General features: G+C 74.1%; 18 protein-coding genes. 10 read left to right on the top strand and 8 right to left on the bottom strand.

The genetic code is table 11. The annotated features are described in order from the left end of the window. Positions 1–180: 180 nt before the first annotated feature. Positions 181–1,143, bottom strand: a complete 963-nt coding sequence (locus tag ACIA6T_RS04125) for an EamA family transporter (protein ID WP_399444998.1) — start codon at positions 1,141–1,143, stop codon at positions 181–183. Between the two features lie 110 nt (positions 1,144–1,253). Between ACIA6T_RS04125 and ACIA6T_RS04120 the strand changes: the two genes are divergently transcribed. Beyond that, entirely contained in the window at positions 1,254–1,760 is a 507-nt protein-coding gene (locus ACIA6T_RS04120; RefSeq protein ID WP_399444997.1) for a MarR family winged helix-turn-helix transcriptional regulator, read from the top strand. 14 nt (positions 1,761–1,774) lie between these two features. Here ACIA6T_RS04120 and ACIA6T_RS04115 read toward each other — a convergent pair whose 3' ends face one another. From ACIA6T_RS04115 to ACIA6T_RS04100, 4 genes are all read right to left on the bottom strand, one after another. Then, positions 1,775–3,220, bottom strand: coding sequence for an FAD-dependent monooxygenase (locus ACIA6T_RS04115; protein WP_399444996.1), 1,446 nt, complete (start codon positions 3,218–3,220; stop codon positions 1,775–1,777). Between the two features lie 136 nt (positions 3,221–3,356). After that, positions 3,357–3,632 carry a hypothetical protein gene (locus ACIA6T_RS04110; protein WP_399444995.1) on the bottom strand — a complete coding sequence of 92 codons (276 nt, stop codon included), beginning with the start codon at positions 3,630–3,632 and terminating at the stop codon, positions 3,357–3,359. A 174-nt stretch (positions 3,633–3,806) separates the two neighbouring features. Next, complete coding sequence (gene malQ / locus ACIA6T_RS04105) at positions 3,807–5,864, bottom strand: 4-alpha-glucanotransferase (protein WP_399444994.1); 2,058 nt, start codon at positions 5,862–5,864, stop codon at positions 3,807–3,809. 1 nt (position 5,865) lies between these two features. Further along, entirely contained in the window at positions 5,866–6,147 is a 282-nt protein-coding gene (locus ACIA6T_RS04100; RefSeq protein WP_399444993.1) for a hypothetical protein, read from the bottom strand. Between the two features lie 296 nt (positions 6,148–6,443). Here ACIA6T_RS04100 and ACIA6T_RS04095 point away from each other — a divergent pair, with 296 nt between their 5' ends. The 7 genes from ACIA6T_RS04095 to ACIA6T_RS04065 all read left to right on the top strand — a co-directional run bounded on the left by ACIA6T_RS04095 (position 6,444) and on the right by ACIA6T_RS04065 (position 15,252). Beyond that, positions 6,444–9,350, top strand: a complete 2,907-nt coding sequence (locus ACIA6T_RS04095) for a beta-N-acetylglucosaminidase domain-containing protein (protein ID WP_399444992.1) — start codon at positions 6,444–6,446, stop codon at positions 9,348–9,350. A 72-nt stretch (positions 9,351–9,422) separates the two neighbouring features. Continuing rightward, complete coding sequence (locus ACIA6T_RS04090) at positions 9,423–10,031, top strand: RNA polymerase sigma factor (protein WP_399444991.1); 609 nt, start codon at positions 9,423–9,425, stop codon at positions 10,029–10,031. Continuing rightward, positions 10,028–11,053 (top strand): zf-HC2 domain-containing protein, encoded by a 1,026-nt coding sequence (locus tag ACIA6T_RS04085; protein ID WP_399444990.1) that lies wholly within the window; start codon positions 10,028–10,030, stop codon positions 11,051–11,053. The genes ACIA6T_RS04090 and ACIA6T_RS04085 overlap by 4 nt, the downstream gene beginning before the upstream one ends. A 29-nt stretch (positions 11,054–11,082) precedes the next feature. Next, on the top strand, positions 11,083–11,895 hold the full coding sequence (locus ACIA6T_RS04080) for an ABC transporter ATP-binding protein (protein WP_399444989.1): 813 nt from the start codon (positions 11,083–11,085) through the stop codon (positions 11,893–11,895). Then, entirely contained in the window at positions 11,892–13,247 is a 1,356-nt protein-coding gene (locus ACIA6T_RS04075; protein ID WP_399444988.1) for a hypothetical protein, read from the top strand. Before ACIA6T_RS04080 ends, ACIA6T_RS04075 begins: the two co-directional genes overlap by 4 nt. After that, complete coding sequence (locus ACIA6T_RS04070) at positions 13,244–13,849, top strand: hypothetical protein (RefSeq protein ID WP_399444987.1); 606 nt, start codon at positions 13,244–13,246, stop codon at positions 13,847–13,849. The genes ACIA6T_RS04075 and ACIA6T_RS04070 overlap by 4 nt, the downstream gene beginning before the upstream one ends. A gap of 746 nt (positions 13,850–14,595) precedes the next feature. Beyond that, complete coding sequence (locus tag ACIA6T_RS04065; RefSeq protein ID WP_399444986.1) at positions 14,596–15,252, top strand: class I SAM-dependent methyltransferase; 657 nt, start codon at positions 14,596–14,598, stop codon at positions 15,250–15,252. On the opposite strand, the gene ACIA6T_RS04060 is transcribed toward ACIA6T_RS04065, so the two are convergent. Then, positions 15,225–15,437, bottom strand: coding sequence for a DUF397 domain-containing protein (locus ACIA6T_RS04060; RefSeq protein ID WP_399444985.1), 213 nt, complete (start codon positions 15,435–15,437; stop codon positions 15,225–15,227). The genes ACIA6T_RS04065 and ACIA6T_RS04060 overlap by 28 nt on opposite strands. Beyond that, positions 15,437–16,318, bottom strand: coding sequence for a helix-turn-helix domain-containing protein (locus ACIA6T_RS04055; protein WP_399445304.1), 882 nt, complete (start codon positions 16,316–16,318; stop codon positions 15,437–15,439). Before ACIA6T_RS04055 ends, ACIA6T_RS04060 begins: the two co-directional genes overlap by 1 nt. 191 nt (positions 16,319–16,509) lie before the next feature. Here ACIA6T_RS04055 and ACIA6T_RS04050 point away from each other — a divergent pair, with 191 nt between their 5' ends. Then, a complete protein-coding gene (locus ACIA6T_RS04050) occupies positions 16,510–17,040 on the top strand; it encodes an ATP-binding protein (RefSeq protein ID WP_399444984.1) in 531 nt (176 codons plus the stop codon). 81 nt (positions 17,041–17,121) lie between these two features. On the opposite strand, the gene ACIA6T_RS04045 is transcribed toward ACIA6T_RS04050, so the two are convergent. Beyond that, on the bottom strand, positions 17,122–17,658 hold the full coding sequence (locus ACIA6T_RS04045) for an HNH endonuclease (protein ID WP_385047998.1): 537 nt from the start codon (positions 17,656–17,658) through the stop codon (positions 17,122–17,124). A gap of 314 nt (positions 17,659–17,972) precedes the next feature. Between ACIA6T_RS04045 and ACIA6T_RS04040 the strand changes: the two genes are divergently transcribed. Further along, positions 17,973–19,061, top strand: a complete 1,089-nt coding sequence (locus ACIA6T_RS04040) for a mechanosensitive ion channel family protein (RefSeq protein ID WP_399444982.1) — start codon at positions 17,973–17,975, stop codon at positions 19,059–19,061. Positions 19,062–19,192: the final 131 nt, after the last annotated feature.

Below are 19,192 nucleotides of genomic sequence, written 5' to 3'. Positions count from 1 at the left end.
CTCCGGCTCCGCCGGACAGTCGCGCGGGCGGCTCCACGCCTCGGCAAGGGCAGACGCGGCGACGCACTACATCACAGCCGAGAGAGCCGGTTCCTCCCCGGCGTGAACGCCCGGGCGTTCACGCCGGAACCCGGTGAACTACTTGACGCGGCGGAAAGCACCCGCCCACTTTCCGGTGCGTCAAGTGGTTTCCACCGAGGAGGCAGAGGGGCGCCGGCGCGCGTCCTCGGCGGCACCCTGCGACGCAGCGCGGGAGGACGCGGATGCCGCAGGGGCCATCCGGACGGACGGGGCGGCACCCTGCCCCGCCACCGTCGCGCCGAACGCCAGCGCCATGCCCGCCAGTTGCAGCGGCGTCAGGCTCTCGCCGAGGGCCGCCCAGCCGACCACCGCCGCCGTGAGGGGGCTGAGCGGGCCGAGGAAGGTGACCTGGGTGGCGGTGAGACGGCCGATGCCCCGGAACCAGAGCCAGTACGCGATCGCCGTGTTCGCCAGGGCGAGGTACGCGTAACCCCCGATCGCCGGGGTGTCCAGGGCCGGCGGGGCGCCCTCGGCCAGGAAGGCGACGGGCGCGATCAGCAATCCCCCGGCCGTCAGCTGCCAGCCCGTCAGGGCGAGCGGGCCGACGCCCTCCGGGCGGCCCCAGCGCTTGGTGAGGACGGTGCCGGCGGACATCGACGCGGTGGAGGCGAGGGCCGCGGCGACACCCGGCACGTCCAGCGCGCCGGCCGCCTTCAGGACCACCAGGCTGACGCCGAACGCGGCCACGGCCCCGGCGACCACGTTGCGGACCGTCGGCCGCTGCCCCAGCAGCAGCGCCGAGAGGCCGACCACGAGCAGGGGGCCCGCCGAGCCGACCACCGCCGCCATGCCGCCGGGCAGCCGGTACGCGGAGAGGAACAGCAACGGGAAGAAGGCGCCGATGTTGAGTACGCCGAGCACCGTCGCCTTCCACCACCAGGCCCCGCGCGGCAGCACCCGGACGAGTGCGAGCAGGACCAGTCCGGCGGGCAGGGCGCGCATCAGGCCGGTGAACAGGGGGCGGTCGGGCGGGAGGAACTCCGTGGTCACGGCGTAGGTGGTGCCCCAGGAGACGGGGGCGAGGGCGGTGAGCGCGATGAGGGGGGCACGGTTCGCGGCCATGGCGGGCGCACCTCTTCCGAGTAGGTCGATGACAAGTAGCTTAGTCGCAAGCTACTTGCCGTCAAGCTACTTTCTTGCGGGTGACCCTTTCTCGGCGGATACTCCTGTCCATGACCGCAGAGCAGCGCCCCCAGGACCCCGTCGACGCGATCATCGAGCAGTGGGCGCGGGTGCGGCCCGATCTCGACACCGCCGGCATGGAGGTCTTCGGACGCGTCTTCCGGCTGGCACGCGCCATGGGCGACCGGATGGAGAAGGAGTACGCCAAGTACGGGATCTCACGCGGGGAGTTCGACGTCCTCGCCACCCTGCGCCGCTCCGGGGAGCCCTACACCCTCTCCCCCCGTCAGCTCTCGGCCACGCTGATGCTCACCACCGGCGGGATGACCGGCCGCCTCGACAAGCTGGAGCGCGCGGGACTGCTCCGCCGCTCCCCCGACCCGCACGACCGCCGCGGACTGCAGGTCACGCTCACCGAGGCGGGCCTGCGCCTGATCGACGCGGCGGTCGGCGCGGGTCTCGCCGCCCAGACGGAGGCCCTGTCCACCCTGGACGGGGAACGGGCGGGGGAGCTGGCCGGTCTGCTGCGGGAGCTGCTGCTCGCGACCGAGCGGTAGGAACCCGCCCCTCCTCAGCCGACGTGCGCGGCGAGCGCGGCCTCGACGTCGGCCGCGCCGGCGGAGTCCGACGCCCAGGCCACGTATCCGTCGGGACGCACCAGCACGGTCGTACGGCGGTTCCCGGACGCCCAGCGTTCCACCGCCAGCCGTTCCTTTCGGGCGCCCCCGTCGTCGTACGGCTCCGGTGTGATCAGTACGAAGCGGCCGCCGCGCAGCGCCCGGTGCAGGCGGCCTCCGCCTCCGAGCGCCACGTCGGGGACGCGCAGGCCGGTCATGCGGTGGGCGCCGAGGGGCGCGGCGTACCGGACGCCGACGCCGGTGACCTGGCCGAGCGCCCTGCGGCGGACCGGGGCGGCATGGGTGACCACCGCGGCCAGGGCCGCGCGCAGCGCCAGGGTCGTGGAACGCCGGGCCATGGCGAGCCGGACGATGCCGCCGCTGCTGCGCAGCACCGCCCGGCCGACCGGGTGCCGTTCGGCGTGGTACGTGTCGAGCAGGGACTCGGGGGCGTGGCCGTCCAGCACCTGGGCGAGCTTCCAGCTCAGGTTGGCCGCGTCCTGCATGCCGGTGTTCATGCCCTGTCCGCCGGCCGGGGTGTGCACGTGCGCGGCGTCCCCGGCGAGGAGGACGCGGCCCACGCGGTAGGCGGGCGCCTGGCGTTCGTCGCTGTGGAAGCGGGACATCCAGCGGGCGTCGTGCATGCCGTGGTCCCGGCCGAGGGCGAGGCGGGTGATCTCCTTGATCTCTTCGAGGTCGAGGGGGGTGTCGTCGGGGACGTCGCGGGCCCGGTTCCAGCCGATGACCCGGTGGTAGCCGTCGCCGAACGGCGCGAGGAAGGCGAAGGCGTCCCCGACGGCGTTCACGGTGAGCAGCGTCTCCGGCTGCTCGGCGAGCCGTACGTCCGCCAGGACCACGGACCGGATGACGGAACGTCCGGGGAACGGCAGCCCGACCGCCTCCCGTACGGTGCTGCGCATTCCGTCGGCGCCGACGACGTACGCGGCCCTCGGTTCCCCGCGCTCCCCGCCGGGGCCCTTCGTCCTGACCGTCACGCCGTCCGCGTCCTGGGTCAGTCCGGTCGCCTCGGTCTCGTACCGGAAGTCCGCGCCGGCCTCGACGGCCCGCCGCAGCAGGGCCTTCTCCACCTCGTACTGCGGGATGACCAGGAGATGGGGGAAGCGGGAGGGGAGCGCGCGGAGGTCGAGTTCGAGCCGGTCGTACAGGCGCAGCCGGTCGAGCGGGCGGCCGACCGCCTCCAGCTCGTCGGCCAGGCCCCGCACGTCGAGCTGTTCGAGGGTGCGGGCGTGCAGGACGAAGGCGCGGGAGAGGTTGCTGATTCCGCGGGCGCGCTTCTCGACGACGGTGACGGGGACGCCGGCGGTCGCCAGGTCACCGGCCAGCAGCAGGCCGGTGGGACCGGAGCCGACCACGATCACGGTACGGGTGGTGCCGTTCATCAGGACCTCCTCGGTGCCATCTGTGAGGAGATCGTGCCGCGGCGGAACGCGCAAGGGCGCTTTTCGGCAGCGCCGAGGGCGCCGGCCCCGCGTACGACGGTGGCGGCGCCCTCTTCAAGAGCGGGTGAGCCCCGGGTCAGGCCTTGGCTTCGGCCTTGGTGCTGATGTTGGAGCTGGTCGTGTCCTTCTTCTTGTGCGACTTGTCGCCGACCATCACCAAGGCGGCGATGACCACGAACAGCGCGATCGGGGCCACGACGTAGAGGCCCAGCGTCTCGATGACGCTCAGGCCGGTGCCGGGGTCGTCACCGTCGTCGCGGGTGAGCGCGAGCGCGGGGGACGACATGAGCAGCATCATCAGCGTCGTACCGGCTGCCAGGGCGCCGGCGCGCAGGGCGTTCTTCTTGTCCACGGTGCCCAAACTATCCAACGCGGTCGGGCTCCGCTCGCGCGGGGTGCCGTTAAGACGCCCTCGCGGGCGTCCGCCGCCATTCCCCGCGATCCGCGGGCAGTCGTGCCTCCCCCAGTGCCTTAGGGGCCTGGGAGGTACCCTCAGGGCGGCACGACTGCCCGCGGGTACGTGTCATCACTCCCTCAGCACATCCATAAGTGCCCGGAGTCTCGCCGACCCCGCCAGTTCCTCCAGCGTCACCGGTCTTCCCCGCGCGTCCGCGACCGGCAGCCTCCAGTTCGGGTACTGGTCCCACGTACCGGGCAGGTTCTGCGGGCGCCGGTCGCCGATGCCGTCGGGGAGCCAGACCCCGATCATCCGGGCCGGCGTACGCAGCAGGTACCGGTGGACGGCCTGGATCTCGGCCTCCTCGGAGGCCCCCGCCCCCATCAGCCCCAGCCGTACGAACAGCTCCCGCCACTCCGCCGTGTCGGCCGCGGCCTCCGCCCGCTCCTCCGCCGGCGACCGCGTGAGCAGCCCCAGGCCGTCCCGCAGCTCCACGTGCTCCCCGCTGAGCCGCGCGGCCGTCGGCGGCAGGTCGTGGGTGGTGGCGGTGGCCAGGCAGTCCGCGCGCCAGTCGTCCGGCGGCAGCGGGCGCCGGTCGCCGTCCCAGTCCCGTTCGAACCACAGCACCGACGTGCCGTACACCCCCCGCTCGCGCAGCGCCTCGCGCACGCCGGGCTCGACGGTCCCCAGGTCCTCGCCGATCACCGTCGCCCCGGCCCGGGACGCCTCCAGGACGAGGACGGCGAGCATCGCCTCGGCCTCGTAGCGGACGTACGTGCCCTCCGTGGGCGGGTGGCCCTCGGGGACCCACCAGAGCCGGAACAGACCCATGACGTGGTCGATGCGCAGGGCTCCCGCGTACCGGAACAGCCCTCTGAGCAGGGCGCGGAACGGGGCGTACCCGGAGTCGGCGAGCCGGTCGGGGCGCCAGGGCGGCAGGCCCCAGTCCTGGCCGCGCGCGTTGAAGGCGTCCGGGGGCGCGCCGACGGACGTGCCGGCCGCGAAGTACTCCTGCTGCGCCCAGGCGTCGGCGCCGCCGGGGTGGACGCCGACGGCGAGGTCGTGGACGATCCCGACCGGCATCCCGGCCTCGCGCGCGGCCCGTTGGGCGGCGGTGAGCTGGGTGTCGGTGAGCCAGACGAGCCGGGAGTGGAAGTCGACGCGGTGCGCCAGCTCGCGCCGGGCGCGGGCGGTCCCGGGGGATCGCGGGTCGCGCAGTGCGGCGGGCCAGCGGTGCCAGTCGGCGCCGTGGGCCTCGGCGAGCGCGCACCAGGTGGCGTGGTCCTCCAGGGCCTGGCCCTGTTCGGCGCGGAAGTCCTCGTAGGCGGCGCGGCGGCCGGGCCCTAGCGGGACCTCGTGCACCAGTTCCAGCGCCTCCCGCTTGGCCTCCCACACGGCGTCCCGGTCGATCAGGGCGCCCTCGTCCAGCACCGCCTCGCGCAGCCGTCCGGCCCGCTCCAGCAGGGCGCGTACGCGGTCGCGGTCGTCGACGTACGCGAACTCGGGGACGTCCTCGATCCGCAGGTGGACGGGGTCGGGGAAGCGGCGGGAGGAGGGGCGGTAGGGGGAGGGATCGGTCGGGGGGCCGGGGACGGCCGCGTGCAGGGGGTTGACCTGGACGAATCCGGCGCCGAGGGCGCGTCCGGCCCAGCCGGCGAGTTCGCCGAGGTCGGCGAGGTCGCCCATGCCCCAGGAGCGGCGGGAGAGGAGGGAGTAGAGCTGGACCAGGAGGCCGTACGAGCGTCCGGGCGGCGCGGGCAGTCCGGTCGGGGCGACGATCAGGTGGGCGTGGGCGGTGCGGCCGTCGGGGGTGGTGGCGGTCACCTCGTGCACGCCGGGCGGGAGGTGTTCGGCGGACGCGCGGGTCTCGCCCTGTTCGGTGCGGACGTGCAGCCGGGTGCCCTCGGGGAGCGCGGTGAGGGCGGCCGGGGTGTCGGCGCCCCAGCCGGCCACGGTGGGGGGCAGCAGCCGCTCGCCGAGTTCCCGTTCGCGGGCGGTGAGTGCGGCGCGTACGGCCTCCGGGGTGGCCGTGTCCACGCCGAGGGCGGCCAGCGCGAGGGTGACGGCGGTGGCCGAGGCCGCGACCGTGCGGTCCGGGGAGGGGTGGTACGAGGTGGCGACGCCGTGCAGGGCGGCGAGCCGGGACAGGTCCTCGGAAGGGGGCTCGGCCGGCCGTGGCGCGCTCACCCTAGGGCTCCGGGCGGTACTGGGCCGGGAAGGAGTCGAGTCCGGAGGAGTCCGAGGCGTCCAGGAAGGCGTCGGACTCGCTGGTCAGGGGGGTGGCGTCGGCGAGCGGCGGCTCGCTGGTGAGGGGTTCGGCGTCGGGCAGCGGGGGTTCGCTGGTCAGCGGCGCCTCGGCGCAGGATCCTTCCGCGCTGAAGACGCAGAAGTGCGGCTCCTCGAAGTCGGCGGAGAGCTCCGCCGCGGGTTTGGACAGGGCCGGGGAAGGGACGTGAGCCGGTGCAGCCACAGGTGGCCTCCTCGTCGAGCACGGCGCGCGGATCACGCGGGGCGTGCGGGTCGTGCGGGTTATCCCGCAGCCCTACCCAGGGGGCGCGATGCCAGACGCACAAAGTCTTCCAACGTGGTCCTGATCACATTCTTCCCCCATCCCCTCCCTTCGCGGTGGGACAAACGCGCCACAACGCCCCCTCTCATTGACACGTTCACCGCAGAAATGGTGGGCTCGGGCTTCTCGGTAACGGAATGGACACGGCCGTACCGGCCACCGGGCCGGGTGGCCCGTCGAGCGACCAGGAGGGCCCCGTGCGGCTAAGGCGTGGGAGGACGGCGAACACCGGGAGGACCGCCCTCGCCCTCGCCGTCCTCGCCGGAACCCTGGGTGCCGGATCCCTGGGCACCGCGCCCGCCGCCGTGGCCGCGCCGCCCGTGCCGGGCACCACCGCGTCCCCGTCCCCGGCCGCCGGCACGGCGCGGGCGGCGGAGCCGTCCGTGTGGCCGCGGCCGCACTCCCTGCGCGCGAACGGCGCCCCGGTCGCGGTGACCGAGGAGGTCGCCCTGACCGCGGACGCGACGGCCGACCCGTACGCCCTCGACGCGCTCCGCGCGCTGCTGTGGGAGGCGGGCGCACTCCGGTTCACCGCCCCCGGCGCACAGGTGCCCGAGGGGGCGCTCGTGGTGCGCGTGGGGACGGAACGCGCCCCGGGCGACCCCCGGCACGCCCTCCCCGCCGGCGGTTACGCGCTGACCGTCGGCAAGGGTGCCGTCTCCCTGACCGGCGCGGACGGCGACGGCCAGTTCCACGCGGTACAGACCCTGCGCCAGTTGCTGCGCCCGGACGGCGCCACGCTCACCGCGGCCGTCGTACGCGACTGGCCCGGCACCGCCGTGCGCGGCGTCACCGAGGGTTTCTACGGCACCCCGTGGACGCACGGGCAGCGGCTGGCCCAGTTGGACTTCATGGGCCGCACCAAGCAGAACCGGTACCTCTACGCGCCCGGCGAGGACCTCTACCGGCAGGCCCGCTGGCGGGAGCCGTACCCGGCCGGGCGGCGGGCGGAGTTCCGGGAGCTGGCGGAGCGGGCGCGGCGCGACCACGTCACGCTCGGCTGGGCGGTGGCGCCGGGGCAGGCGATGTGCTTCGCCTCGGACGACGACCTGCGGGCGCTGACCCGCAAGCTGGACGCGATGTGGGCGCTGGGCTTCCGCGCCTTCCAGCTGCAGTTCCAGGACGTCAGTTACAGCGAGTGGCACTGCGGGGCGGACGCCGGCCGGTTCGGGTCGGGGCCCGGCGCGGCCGCCCGCGCCCAGGCGCACGTGGCGAACGCGGTGGCCCGGCACCTGGCGGAGCGCCACCCGGACTCCGCCGCCCTGTCCCTGATGCCCACCGAGTTCTACGAGGACGGCTCGACGGCGTACCGGCGCGCCCTCGCAAAGGAGCTGGACGCGGGCGTCGAGGTGGCGTGGACCGGGGTCGGGGTGGTGCCGAGCACCATCACGGGCGGCCAACTCGCTAAGGCGCGGGAGGTGTTCGGGCATCCGCTGGTGACCATGGACAACTACCCGGTGAACGACTACGCCCCCGGCCGGATCTTCCTCGGCCCCTACCAGGGCCGCGAACCGGCCGTCGCCGCGGGCTCGGCCGCGCTGCTCGCCAACGCGATGGAGCAGCCCGAGGCGTCCCGCATCCCCCTGTTCACCGCCGCCGACTTCGCCTGGAACCCGCGCGACTACCGCCCCCAGGAGTCCTGGCGGGCCGCGATCGCCGACCTCGCCGGCGGTGACGCCCGGCGCGGGGAGGCCCTGGCCGCGCTCGCCGGGAACACCGCGTCCTCGGTGCTGGGCGGCGAGGAGTCGGCGTATCTGCGGCCGCTGCTGGAGGCGTTCCGGCGGACCCGTACGACCGCCCCCGGCACGGGCGGGACGGCGGAGGCGGCGCGGCTGCGGGCGGCCTTCACCGTCCTGCGCGAGCTGCCGGACCGGCTGTCCGGGACCGGGCTCGCCGCCGAGGTCGGCCCGTGGTCCCGGCGGCTGGCCCGTTACGGCGAGGCGGGCACCACGGCCCTGGACCTGTTCCGCGCGCAGCGGGCCGGTGACGCGGGCGCCGCCTGGACGGCGTACCGGCGGCTGGGCGAGCAGCGGGCGGGACTGGAGTCCTCCCGGGCGACGGTCGGCGAGGGGGTGCTGGACCCGTTCCTGAGCCGGGCGCAGAAGGCGTACGAGAGCTGGGCGGGCATCGACCACGAGCCGCCCGCGCGGTCCGGCGGCGACCGCGGCGTCCTCGACCTCCCGCGCGCCCGCGCGATGGCCGCCGTGACGGTGCTCACCGAGCCGGGTACGCGGGGGGCCGTGGAGGTCCGTGTGCCGGGCGAGGGATGGCGCCGCCTGGGCGCGCTGTCCGCGTCGGGCGCCACCGAACTGCCGCCCGGCGACGCCCCGGTGGACTCCGTGCGGGTCACCGGCGCCGACGCCTCCCGGGTCCGCCACCTGGTCCCCTGGTACGCGGACGCGCCCGCCGCCTCCCTGGAACTGCCCGACGACCGCGCGGACACCGACATCGGCGGTACCCGACGGCTGACGGCCGCCCTCGGCTCGCTGCGTCCCGACGAGGTGCGCGGCAAGCTGACCGTGGACGCCCCGAAGGGCATCGACGTCCAGGTGCCGGAGGACGCGCTGACCGTCCCGCGCGGCACACCGGTGGAGGTGCCGGTCGAGGTGACCGTGGAACCGGGCACGCCCACCGGGTCGTACGGGGTCCGGCTCGCCTTCGCCGGCACGACCCGCACGCTGACGGTCCACGCCGTTCCGCGTACCGCCGGCCCCGACCTGGCCCGCGCCGGCCGGGCGAGCTCCTCGGCCGACGAGACGCCCGACTTCCCGGCCCCGGCGGCGAACGACGGCGACCCGGAGACCCGCTGGTCGTCCCCGGTCGACGCCGGCGCCTGGTGGCAGGTCGAGCTGGAGCGCCCGGTGCGGCTGGGGAAGGTCGCGCTGCACTGGCAGGAGGCGCACCCGTCGGCGTACCGCGTGGAGGTGTCGGCGGACGGCCGCACCTGGCGCACGGCGGCGACGGTCCGGGACGGCCGGGGCGGCCGGGAGACCGTCCGCGTGGACGAGCCCGGCGTCCGCCACATCCGCGTCCAGGGCGAGAAGCGGGCGACGCGGTACGGCTACTCGCTGTGGTCGGTGGAGGCGTACGCGGTCGCCCGGTGACCGAGCCGGCCGATGCCGTGAACCGGCGTCCCCGCGGCCGTCGATAGACGGGGTGTGAGACTGTTCCGCCCCATGGGGGGCCATCGGGAGAAGGACGAAGGGGACTCCGACGCGGCGCTGCTGAGGGCGGTCGCGGGCGGGAACCCGGCGGCGATGGCCGCGCTGTACGACCGGCACGCGGGGTGGTTGTACGCACGGCTGAACCGGCGCTGCGCCGATCCCGAGACCGTCCGGGAGGTGCTCCAGGACACGTTCGTCACGGTGTGGCGGTCGGCGGACGCACACCGCGGCGAGCAGGTCGGCGGCTGGCTGTGGACCATCGCCGCACGGCGACTGGTCGACGCGTACCGGACGCAGGAGCGGACCGCGCGGCTGCGCACGGCGCCGATGGAGGAGGCGTGGGACGGAGGCGCGTCGGCCGGGGCCGTGTCGCCGTCCGCCGAGGACAGGGTGCTGGCGGGGCTGGAGTACGGGGATGTGGGCACCGCCCTCGACCGGATCTCGCCCGAACTGCGGGAGGTACTGCGCGCCACGGTCGTCGACGGGCTGAGTACCCGTGAGACCGCGCGGCTGCTGGGCATTCCCGAGGGAACCGTCAAGTCCCGCGCGATGCGCGCCCGCGCCGAACTGCGGGCGATCCTGGCACAGATGAGCCCGTCAGCGATGGGAGGTCCGGCATGACCGGCTGGCACGCGTCCGACCACTTCGTCACCCGTTACGCCGACGGCTCCCTGCCGGAGTCGGACGCCTGGTCGCTGGAGAAACACCTGGAGTCCTGCTCCGGCTGCGCGCGGCGCGTCTCGCAGGCGGTACGCGTGACGGCGGCGGGCCCGGTCCTGGCCGGCATCCGTGAGGCAGTCCTGGCCGACGTCCGCGAGACGACACAGCCCCACATCGACACGGCAGCCCGAACCGAGGCGTACAAGGCAACGCCGGCCGGTGCTCCCGGAGCAGTGCCGATGGCCGTACCGACGGCCTCACCCGCGCACGGCCCGGTCTCCGGGGCGCCGGCTCCCGCGCGCCCCGCCGGATTCCCGGCCCGAGCCCGGCCGGGGGCGCACCGGTGGCCGTCCGCCGGCCCGAGAACCGTGCGCGTGCTGTGGGCCCTGGGGCCGGCCGTGCGCGGTGCCTGGCTGCCGGCCGTACTGCTCGTCGCCGTGGGCGCCGTCGCGCTCGCCCACGGGGCCGGCTTCGCCCACGTACGGCCCTGGCTGCTGGCCCTCGCCCCGGTCGTGCCGGTCGCCGGGGTCGCCCTGTCCTACGGGCCGCACGCCGACCCGATGCACGAGATCACCGCGGCCACGCCCTCGGCCGGGCTGCGGCTGGTCCTGATGCGCACGGCCGCCGTACTGGCGGTGAGTCTGCCGTTGCTGACCCTCGCCGGGGCGCTGCTGCCGTCCACGGACGCACCGAACGCCGCTGCCTGGCTGCTGCCCGGTCTCGCACTGACCCTGGTCTCACTGGCCCTCGCCGGATACGTCGGCCTGCGCGCCGCCACCGCCGCGACCGGCGGTGGCTGGCTGTGCGCCGTCCTCGGTCCGGTGCTCACCGCCCCTGGCGGGCCCACCGACGAGCTGGGCCTGCGGCTGTCCTCGTACCTCGGCGGCGCGCCGGCGCAGGGAGGCTGGGCGGCCGCGGCCCTCCTGTCCGCCGTCCTGCTGGCCGCGCGCCGCCCCGCCTTCCACTTCCTGGAGAAGAGTTGAGTACGGCTCCGCACACCGCTTCCCGCCCCGTGCCCGAAGCACCGACCACCACCGTCCGGACCACCGGCCTGCACGTCCGGCACCGCAGAACCGTCGCCCTGGACTCGGTGGACCTGGACTTCGGCCCCGGCGTGCACGGTCTGCTCGGCCCGAACGGTGCCGGCAAGACCTCGCTGATCCGCGTCCTCGCCACGGTCGCCGAACCGTCCGGCGGCCGGGTGGAGATCCTGGGCCACGACACCCGCGACCACCGGCGGCGCGGCGAGGTCCGCCGCCACCTGGGCTATCTGCCGCAGGACTTCGGCTACTACCCGGGCTTCACGGTGCGGGAGTTCGTCGCCTACGTGGCCTGGCTGAAGGAGATGCCGGCGGACCGTGTCCCGGCCGCCGTCGAGCGGGCCGTCGCCCGCGTCGGCCTGGCCGACCGCATCGACACGAAGGTGCGCGGACTGTCCGGCGGCATGGTCCGTCGCGTCGGCATCGCGCAGGCCGTCGTGAACGATCCCCGGGTGCTGCTCCTCGACGAGCCGACCGCCGGCCTGGACCCGGAACAGCGCGTGGAGTTCCGCGAGCTGCTGCGCGAACTGGGCGCCTCGTCCGTTGTCGTCGTCTCCACCCACCTGGTGGAGGACGTGGCGGCGGCCTGCACGGGGGTCACCCTCGTCGACGCGGGCCGGGTCGCCTACCGCGGGACGCCCTCCGCACTCGCCGCTCTCGGCGAGTCGTCGGGCGGCCCCGGCGACCACCCGATCGAGCGCGGCTACACGGCGGCACTGCGGGCGCACCGCGCGTCCACGGCACGGGCGGACCGGCCGTCGGCTCCCGAAGGGGCGGCCCGATGACCCTCCTGACGGAACGGACACCCGCGGAACGCGGTGCGCCGCCGCGCCCGTCCCTCTCCCGGCACCCCCTGCGGGCGGAGGCCGTGCGCGGTTTCGCCCCCTGGGCCGGAGCGGCGATGACGCTCACGCTCGTGGTGGCGCTGGCGGCCGGATCGGAGCGGTGGCAGGGGGGCTGGGCGGAGACCCGCGACCATGTGCACACGGTGGCGATGATCCTCGGTGTCCCGCTGGCCCTGGCGGCCGGATGCCGGCAGGGCGGCCGGGAACGCAGGCGCGGGACGGAGGAGTTGCTGGCGACGGCCGTGCGCGGCCGGACGGCGGCGTTCCTCGCGTCGGCCCTGCCGGTCGCGCTGTGGCTGGTCGCCGGGTACGCCGTCGCGACGGCGCTCGCGCTGCTCGCCACCTGGTACTGCGCCATGGGTGACCGGCCCCACCCGGGCACGCCGCTCGCGGACGCCGTCGTCCTGGCGTGCGCCGCGCTGACCGGGCAGGTCGTGGGCCGGCTGGTGGCCTGGCGGCTGGCGGCGCCACTGCTGGCGGCGGCCGGGTACGTCGTGCTCGGCGTCGTCGGGTACGGCGATCGCGGCTCCGCCGGTCACCTGTCGCCCTTCACCGACCACCCGTCGGACTCCGTACCGGTGTGGTGGCAGCCCCTGGTGACGGTGGCGTGGACGGGCGGGCTCACCGCCGCCGCGGTCCTCGCGTACACCGCGCGCCGCCGCACGCTCGCCCTGCTGCCGCTGGTGGCCGCGGCAGCCGCCGGGACGCTGCTCGTCCAGACCGGCGACGGTCTGTGGCGCACCGATCCACTCGCTCGGCGTCAGGTGTGCGACACCTCCACCACCCCGCAGATCTGCGTGAACGCCCGTTACAAGGAGCTGCTCCCCCAGATCACCGGGGCCCTGTCCGGGATGACGAGCCGTCTGGAGGGCGTGGAGAACCTGCCGGTGCGCTTCGAGGACCGGCGGGGCCGGCCCGGACCGGACGAGGTGGAGCTGCCGATGATCACACCGATCGGCTGGTCCGTCGTACGGGGGCGGCTCACCGATCCCGAGGAGTACGCGTGGGCGGCGGGGATGACGCTGCAGGGCCGCGGGGAGTGCGACGGGGTGGCGCCGCGGGTGGCCGCCGTGGACGACGCCGTCGAGTACTACCTGGCCCCCAGCCCGCTGCGGCGGCAGTTCGACGAGCAGTACGCGCGGGGCAGCGCTGCCGAGCGCGCCGAGCTCGGGGAACGGCTCGCGGCGCGCGAACGTCTGGCGTCGATGGGTGAGGAGGAGCGCCGCACGTGGCTGTCGGCGTACTTCGCGACGCGGGACGAGTGCGGCCGGAACGGGGTGCCCGAACTGTGACGCACGGCTTCCTCCTGTACGCCCGCGCGCGCACCGTTCCGCGCACCGTGCTCGTGCTCGTCGCGACCGCCGCCCTCGCCGTCCTGGGTGCCCGGAACCTGAACACGTATCTGGACCCGACCCGGCAGGTCCCGGTCGTCGCGCTGGCCCCGCTGTTCGCGGCGGCGGTGATCGGCACCGGTCTGCACAGCGCGTCCGACGAGCTGGACCGCACCGCCGTGCGCCCCTGGTGGCACCGGCGCCTGGCCCATCTGCTGGCGCTGACCGGCTGCGCCGCGCTGCTGCTGGCGGCGACCGTGTACGGGCATCCTTCCCCGTTCGGCCCTGCGGCCATGATCCGCAACACCCTGGGGTGCGCGGGCCTCACCGCGGGCGCGGCCGCCCTGCTGGGGGCCCGGCTGAGCTGGCTGCCGGTCTTCGGTTACGTCAGTGCCGTGTACATGGGATCGGCGAACGCGCGCGGCCCTCTGGTCCCGGTGTGGGCGTGGCCGGTGCAGCCCGCCGCGCAGCACATCACCTGGGTGACCGCCGCCGTACTCCTGGTGGCGGGCTCGGCGCTGTACGCCGTACGCGGGGCGCGGCCCGAGGGACGGCGCGACTGACGAGCCGCGCGGGGTGCTCGCCGAGGTCCCGGGGGAACGGGGGGTCCCCGGGGTCGGGCTGTTTCGTCGTCCTGAGCGGTCGAAGGCATGCATCCTTCTGAAAAGCGGGAGCATCTCGGCCTCCGGTGTTCATGTTCCGCTCATTTGAGTGAGCGAGTTACATTCGCCCGCCGGATGCTCACCCTTTTCGGCAGGGGGTGGTGTCATGAGCTCTCGGGGAATCATGTCCCGCCGGGTGGTCCAGCCGGTCAAGTACGTGGAGTACGCAGGTCACCGCCGTACCGGCGCGGTCCGGGGGCCGCCGGCGGCACTGACGGCAGGCCGGCCGCGCGCGATGCCGGGGCCGTCGTCCCCTGGTGTGGCCGACGTACGGTTCACCGGAACACGTCGGGCGGGATCGCTCACACCACGAGGCGGGACACGATCCTCCTCGATGCCCCGACGGACGTCCTGCGGGAAGCCGATCACCACAAGGGCTCCGTCGGACTGCGGGCCTGCGGGACGCTCCTCCTGCCGGTACCTGACGTCTCAGCGGAGTCGGCCCTCTCGCCCTGTCATGGGCCGCCCCAGGCACGCCCGGCCTCGTTGCTCCGCGAACCACCGCATCCCCACAGCGGCCGCGGCGGTGACCGCGGCACTGCGGTTGACATCATGTCCGCGGTCGCCGGTCCCCTAGCTGATTCCGGCTCCTCCTGTTCGCTCCCTCAGCGCAGTTCCGTAGCGCGGACCGTCTCCCGAGGAATCACATGACGCCACTGCCGCACCGAGTCCTCCAGGCGCTCGACCGGTTCAACGCCGCCCACCCCTGGGACCACAACGCCCACTACCACCGGTGGATCCTGCGGCAGCTCCCCCGCAGGTTCGGCCGTGCGCTGGATATCGGCTCCGGCACCGGCGACCTGGCCCGGCTCCTCGCCACCCGCGCGGACGAGGTCCGGGGCGTCGACTCCGACCCGGTGATCACCTCACGGGCGCGCGCGCTGACCCCTGAGGCAACGCCGGTGTCCTTCACGGTCGCGGACGCCCTGACGGGGCTCCCCGCCGGACCTCACGACGTCATCACCTGCGTCGCCACCCTTCACCATCTGCCGTTCGCCGAGGCCCTCACCACCTTCCGGCGGCACCTGGCTCCCGGCGGCACTCTGGTCGTCGTGGGCCTCTTCCGGCCGCAGACCGCCACGGACCATCTGCTCGGCGCAGCCGCCATCCCGCTGAACGCCGCCACCGGGTGGCTCAAGAACAAGGGCCGCAGAGCGCCCCGGCCCGTCTCGATGACCGCCCGGACCCGACCGTCCGGCATGACCTTCTCCGACATCGCCGGTGAGGCCCGCGAGGTCCTGCCCGGCGCCCGGCTGCGCCGCCGGCTCTTCTGGCGCTACACGCTCTCTTGGCGGCACCCCTGAGCGGGCAGCCGCCCCAGCGCCCCCGCGAACCGCGCCCAGGCCTGCGGCGTAAGGCGGAGTATCGGGCCGTCGGCGGAGTCCTTGGAGTCGCGGACGGCGACGGTTTCGGGGACGTTGAGGGCGACCTCGACGCACTCGCCGCTTCCGCTGCTGTAGCTGGACTTCACGAAGTCGAAGCCGTTCATCAATGCATGTCCTCGCTGATGCTCTCGATCAGTCTGAGCGAGTCCTTGGGAGCCAGGCTCAGTCGTGCGGTGCGGTCGAAGAACGAGCTGTACGTGGCGCTTTCGGCCTCGTCCTCGACCCACACGGTAGCCGCGATGGTGTCGACATGGACCACGTCCACAGCTTCGGGTTCGACGAACGAGACGATGCTGAAGGCTCCAGCCATACAGGCGTGCCCGCCCGCACGGAAGGGCAGCACCTGAAGGCGCACGTTGGGGAGTTGAGCCAGCTCCAGGATGTGGTGAAGCTGTGCGCGCATCACGTCGGGCCCGCCGACCTGCTGCCGTAGGGCCGCCTCCCAGATGACCGCGTACAGCTGAAGGGGTTCGCTCCCCTCCAGACGCTCCTGCCGCTTCATCCGGACGTCGACGACACCTTCGATCTCGTCCGGGTCCGTCCAGACACCCTCGCTGACCACCAAGGCCCTGGTGTACTCGGGCGTCTGGAGCAAGCCGGGCACGAAGGTCTGTTGCCAGGTGCGGACCCGACTGGCCACATCCTCCATGGAGATGTACTCCGCCACCGCCTCGGCCTGCGGCGACTGTTTCCACCACCCCTTCGCCTTGCGACGCTCCCGGTCCAGCCGGGCAATACCGAGGAGCCGGTTGACCGTCCGGTCCTCTCGCACCCCGTAGAACTCACAGAGCGCGCGGATGTCCGGGTCCCTCATGGGAACCCAGCCGCGTTCCATCTTCACGACCTTCGTCGCGGTCGCGGAGATGATGCCGGCCGCCTGCGTCTGTGTCCTGCCCGATGCGTCACGCAGACGCAGCAGCTCGGCACCCAGCTTGCGCCCCAGAACTGTCGAGACCCGGTTTCCTGCGGCTTGAGTTGATCGCATCACCGCCACAGTGTGGCGTCGATCCGAGGCCGCGTCGAGCTATGGGGAATTAATTCCCCGTAGCGATTGCTCCCAGATAGCTCATACCGCTACGGTGGGTACTCAATCGATCACTCGGCGGAAGCGCACCGTCCTGCCCCACGCAGGCACGGCAGAGACACCGCCGCCCCCACACCCGGAGGCATCTCTCCATGGCAGAACCCATGCCCCTGCCGGCATCGCTCCTCCGCGAGGACCGGCTCGACTACACCCCCACCCAGCGCAGCGTCCCCCTCGCCCGGCGCCGGGCCGCGCGGCTCGTCGCCGAGTGGGGGCAGCCGGGAATCGCCGGGGACGTCGCCCTCGTCGTGTCGGAGTTGATGACCAACGCCCTGCTGCACGGCAGCGTCCGGGGACGGCTCATCCGCGTCCACGTCACCCTCGGTCACAGCATCCTGCGGGTCGAGGTGAGCGACCCGCGCGGTGAGCTGCCGCCGAGGCCGCGCCCGGCCGGGGACGGGTGCGCCGATCAGTTCGGACGGGGGCTTCTCCTGGTCGGGGCGGTCGCCGCGCGGTGGGGCTGGGAGCCGCGGACCGTCGGCAAGACGGTGTACGCCGAGTGGGACCTCCCCGGCCGGACGCCGCCCGCGCCGGAGCCCGTGACCGCCGGTCCGTCCCCCGTGCCCGCCGCCGGGGCAGCGGAAGGCACGCCCGCGCCCCGGAACCCGACGGAGGAGGCGTGAACACTCGGTGCCGACGTGTTCGCGCCTTCGCGGGGCACCCGGAGCGGAGCCCTCACCGCACGATGGCCCGGATCGGCGGCGTCAGGCGGAGATGCCGTCGATCCGGGCCATCGCGTCGTCCGCGCCGTACGGCTGCAGGTAGGGCAGCCAGCGCGGGTCCCGGTGGCCGGTGCCGATGATGCGCCAGGCCAGGCCGGTGGGCGGGGCGGGTTTGTGGCGCAGGCGCCAGCCCAGCTCGATCAGGTGGCGGTCGGCCTTCACGTGGTTGCAGCGGCGGCAGGACGCCACCACGTTGTCCCAGACGTGCTTGCCCCCGCGACTGCGCGGGATGACGTGGTCGACGCTGGTTGCGACGCCACCGCAGTACATGCACCGGCCCCCGTCACGGGCGAACAGCGCCCTGCGGGTGAGCGGAACGGGCCCCCGGTAGGGGACCCGCACGAAACGCTTGAGCCGGACCACGCTGGGTGCGGGGACTGTGATGGTCGCGCTGTGCAGATGGGCGCCGGTCTCCTCGAGGCAGACTGCCTTGTTCTCGAGGACGAGCACGAGCGCGCGGCGGAGCGGTACGACGCCGAGCGGCTCGTACGACGCGTTGAGGACCAGGACATGCGGCACGGACGGCCTCCTTGTACGCCGGCGGCGCGTGGCTCGCGCCGGGACGATCCGTAGTCAGTCTCCCCTCAGGCCTGGTGGACGCGCCACCATGTCCCGGTAACGGGCTGGGAGTGTTTTCGACCACATCCCGATTCATCCCCAGGGCCATGGCCTGTTCAAGCGCGGGTGAGGACGGTCTCTTCTTCACGGATGCCGCCGATCCGCTCACAATGCCCCGTTAGTGTGGTGGTTCTGCCCGCGTCGGTGACCCTTTCGTGACCTTGAGGATATTGACCGCCGCACCGGGGGCAGACATGCACCTGGAGGTACCTGCCGTGTCCTTGTCCGCCGTCCTGTCGGCCGCCGATCCGTCGCCGACGCCCTCGGAGTCCGGGACACCGCGGGTGCCCTCGCTCCAGGACGCCCAGGAGAGTGCCACGAACGCCGCCGGCTGGGTCGAGGAGAACTGGTCGACGTGGCTCGCGATCGGACTCAGGGTCCTGCTGATCCTGGTGATCGCGATGGTGCTGAGAGTCATGGTGCGGCGGGCGATCACCAAGCTGGTCGACCGGATGTCCCGGACCGGCCAGGCGGTGGACGGCACCGCGCTCGGCGGTCTGCTGGTCAACGTCGAGCGGCGCCGGCAGCGCTCGCAGGCGATCGGCTCGGTGCTGCGCTCGGTGGCGTCGTTCCTGATCATGGGCACGGCCGCGTTGATGATCCTCGGCACCTTCCAGATCAACCTGGCCCCGCTGCTGGCCTCGGCCGGTGTCGCGGGTGTGGCGATCGGTTTCGGCGCGCGCAACCTGGTGACGGACTTCCTCTCCGGCGTCTTCATGATCCTGGAGGACCAGTACGGCGTCGGCGACACGATCGACGCGGGCGTGGCCTCGGGCGAGGTGATCGAGGTCGGGCTGCGGGTGACCAAGCTGCGCGGTGACAACGGCGAGATCTGGTACGTCCGCAACGGCGAGGTCAAGCGCATCGGCAACCTCTCCCAGGGCTGGGCGACCGCGGGCGTCGACGTCACGGTCCGTTCCGACGAGGACCTGGACCGGGTGAAGGCCACGCTGAGCGAGGTCGCCGAGAAGATGGGCAAGGAGGAGCCCTGGAACGAGCTCCTGTGGAGCCCGATCGAGGTGCTCGGTTTGGACTCGGTGCTGCTGGACTCGATGGTGGTCCGCCTCTCCGCGAAGACCATGCCCGGCAAGTCCCTGACGGTGGAGCGGGAGCTGCGCTGGCGCGTCAAGCGGGCCTTCGACGCGCAGGGCATCCGTATCGTCGGCGGCGCCACGGCCACGGAGGACGTGGAGGCCGCCGACCCGACGGCGGGCGTGGCGCCCCCGTCGGTCTACGCGAGCACGATCTCCCCGCAGTCGGTGACGGCGTCCCCGCTGCCCCCGCCGACGAGCACCACGAAGTAACCGCCGGCTCGCGAGGGGCGGGGCCCCCGCCGCCCCCGGGGCCGCCCCTGGACGGACCCCGCCGGGCCCGCCCCCCCGGGGGCCCGAACCGTTTTACCGGGCGGGGTGGTGGGGCGGGGGGGGGGGGGGGT

Origin of the sequence: Streptomyces sp. NPDC051740, assembly GCF_044453165.1 — a bacterium.
Taxonomy (GTDB): domain Bacteria; phylum Actinomycetota; class Actinomycetes; order Streptomycetales; family Streptomycetaceae; genus Streptomyces; species Streptomyces atrovirens.
Note: the sequence above shows the minus strand (reverse complement) of the source record. Positions and strands in the feature narration are given on the sequence as shown.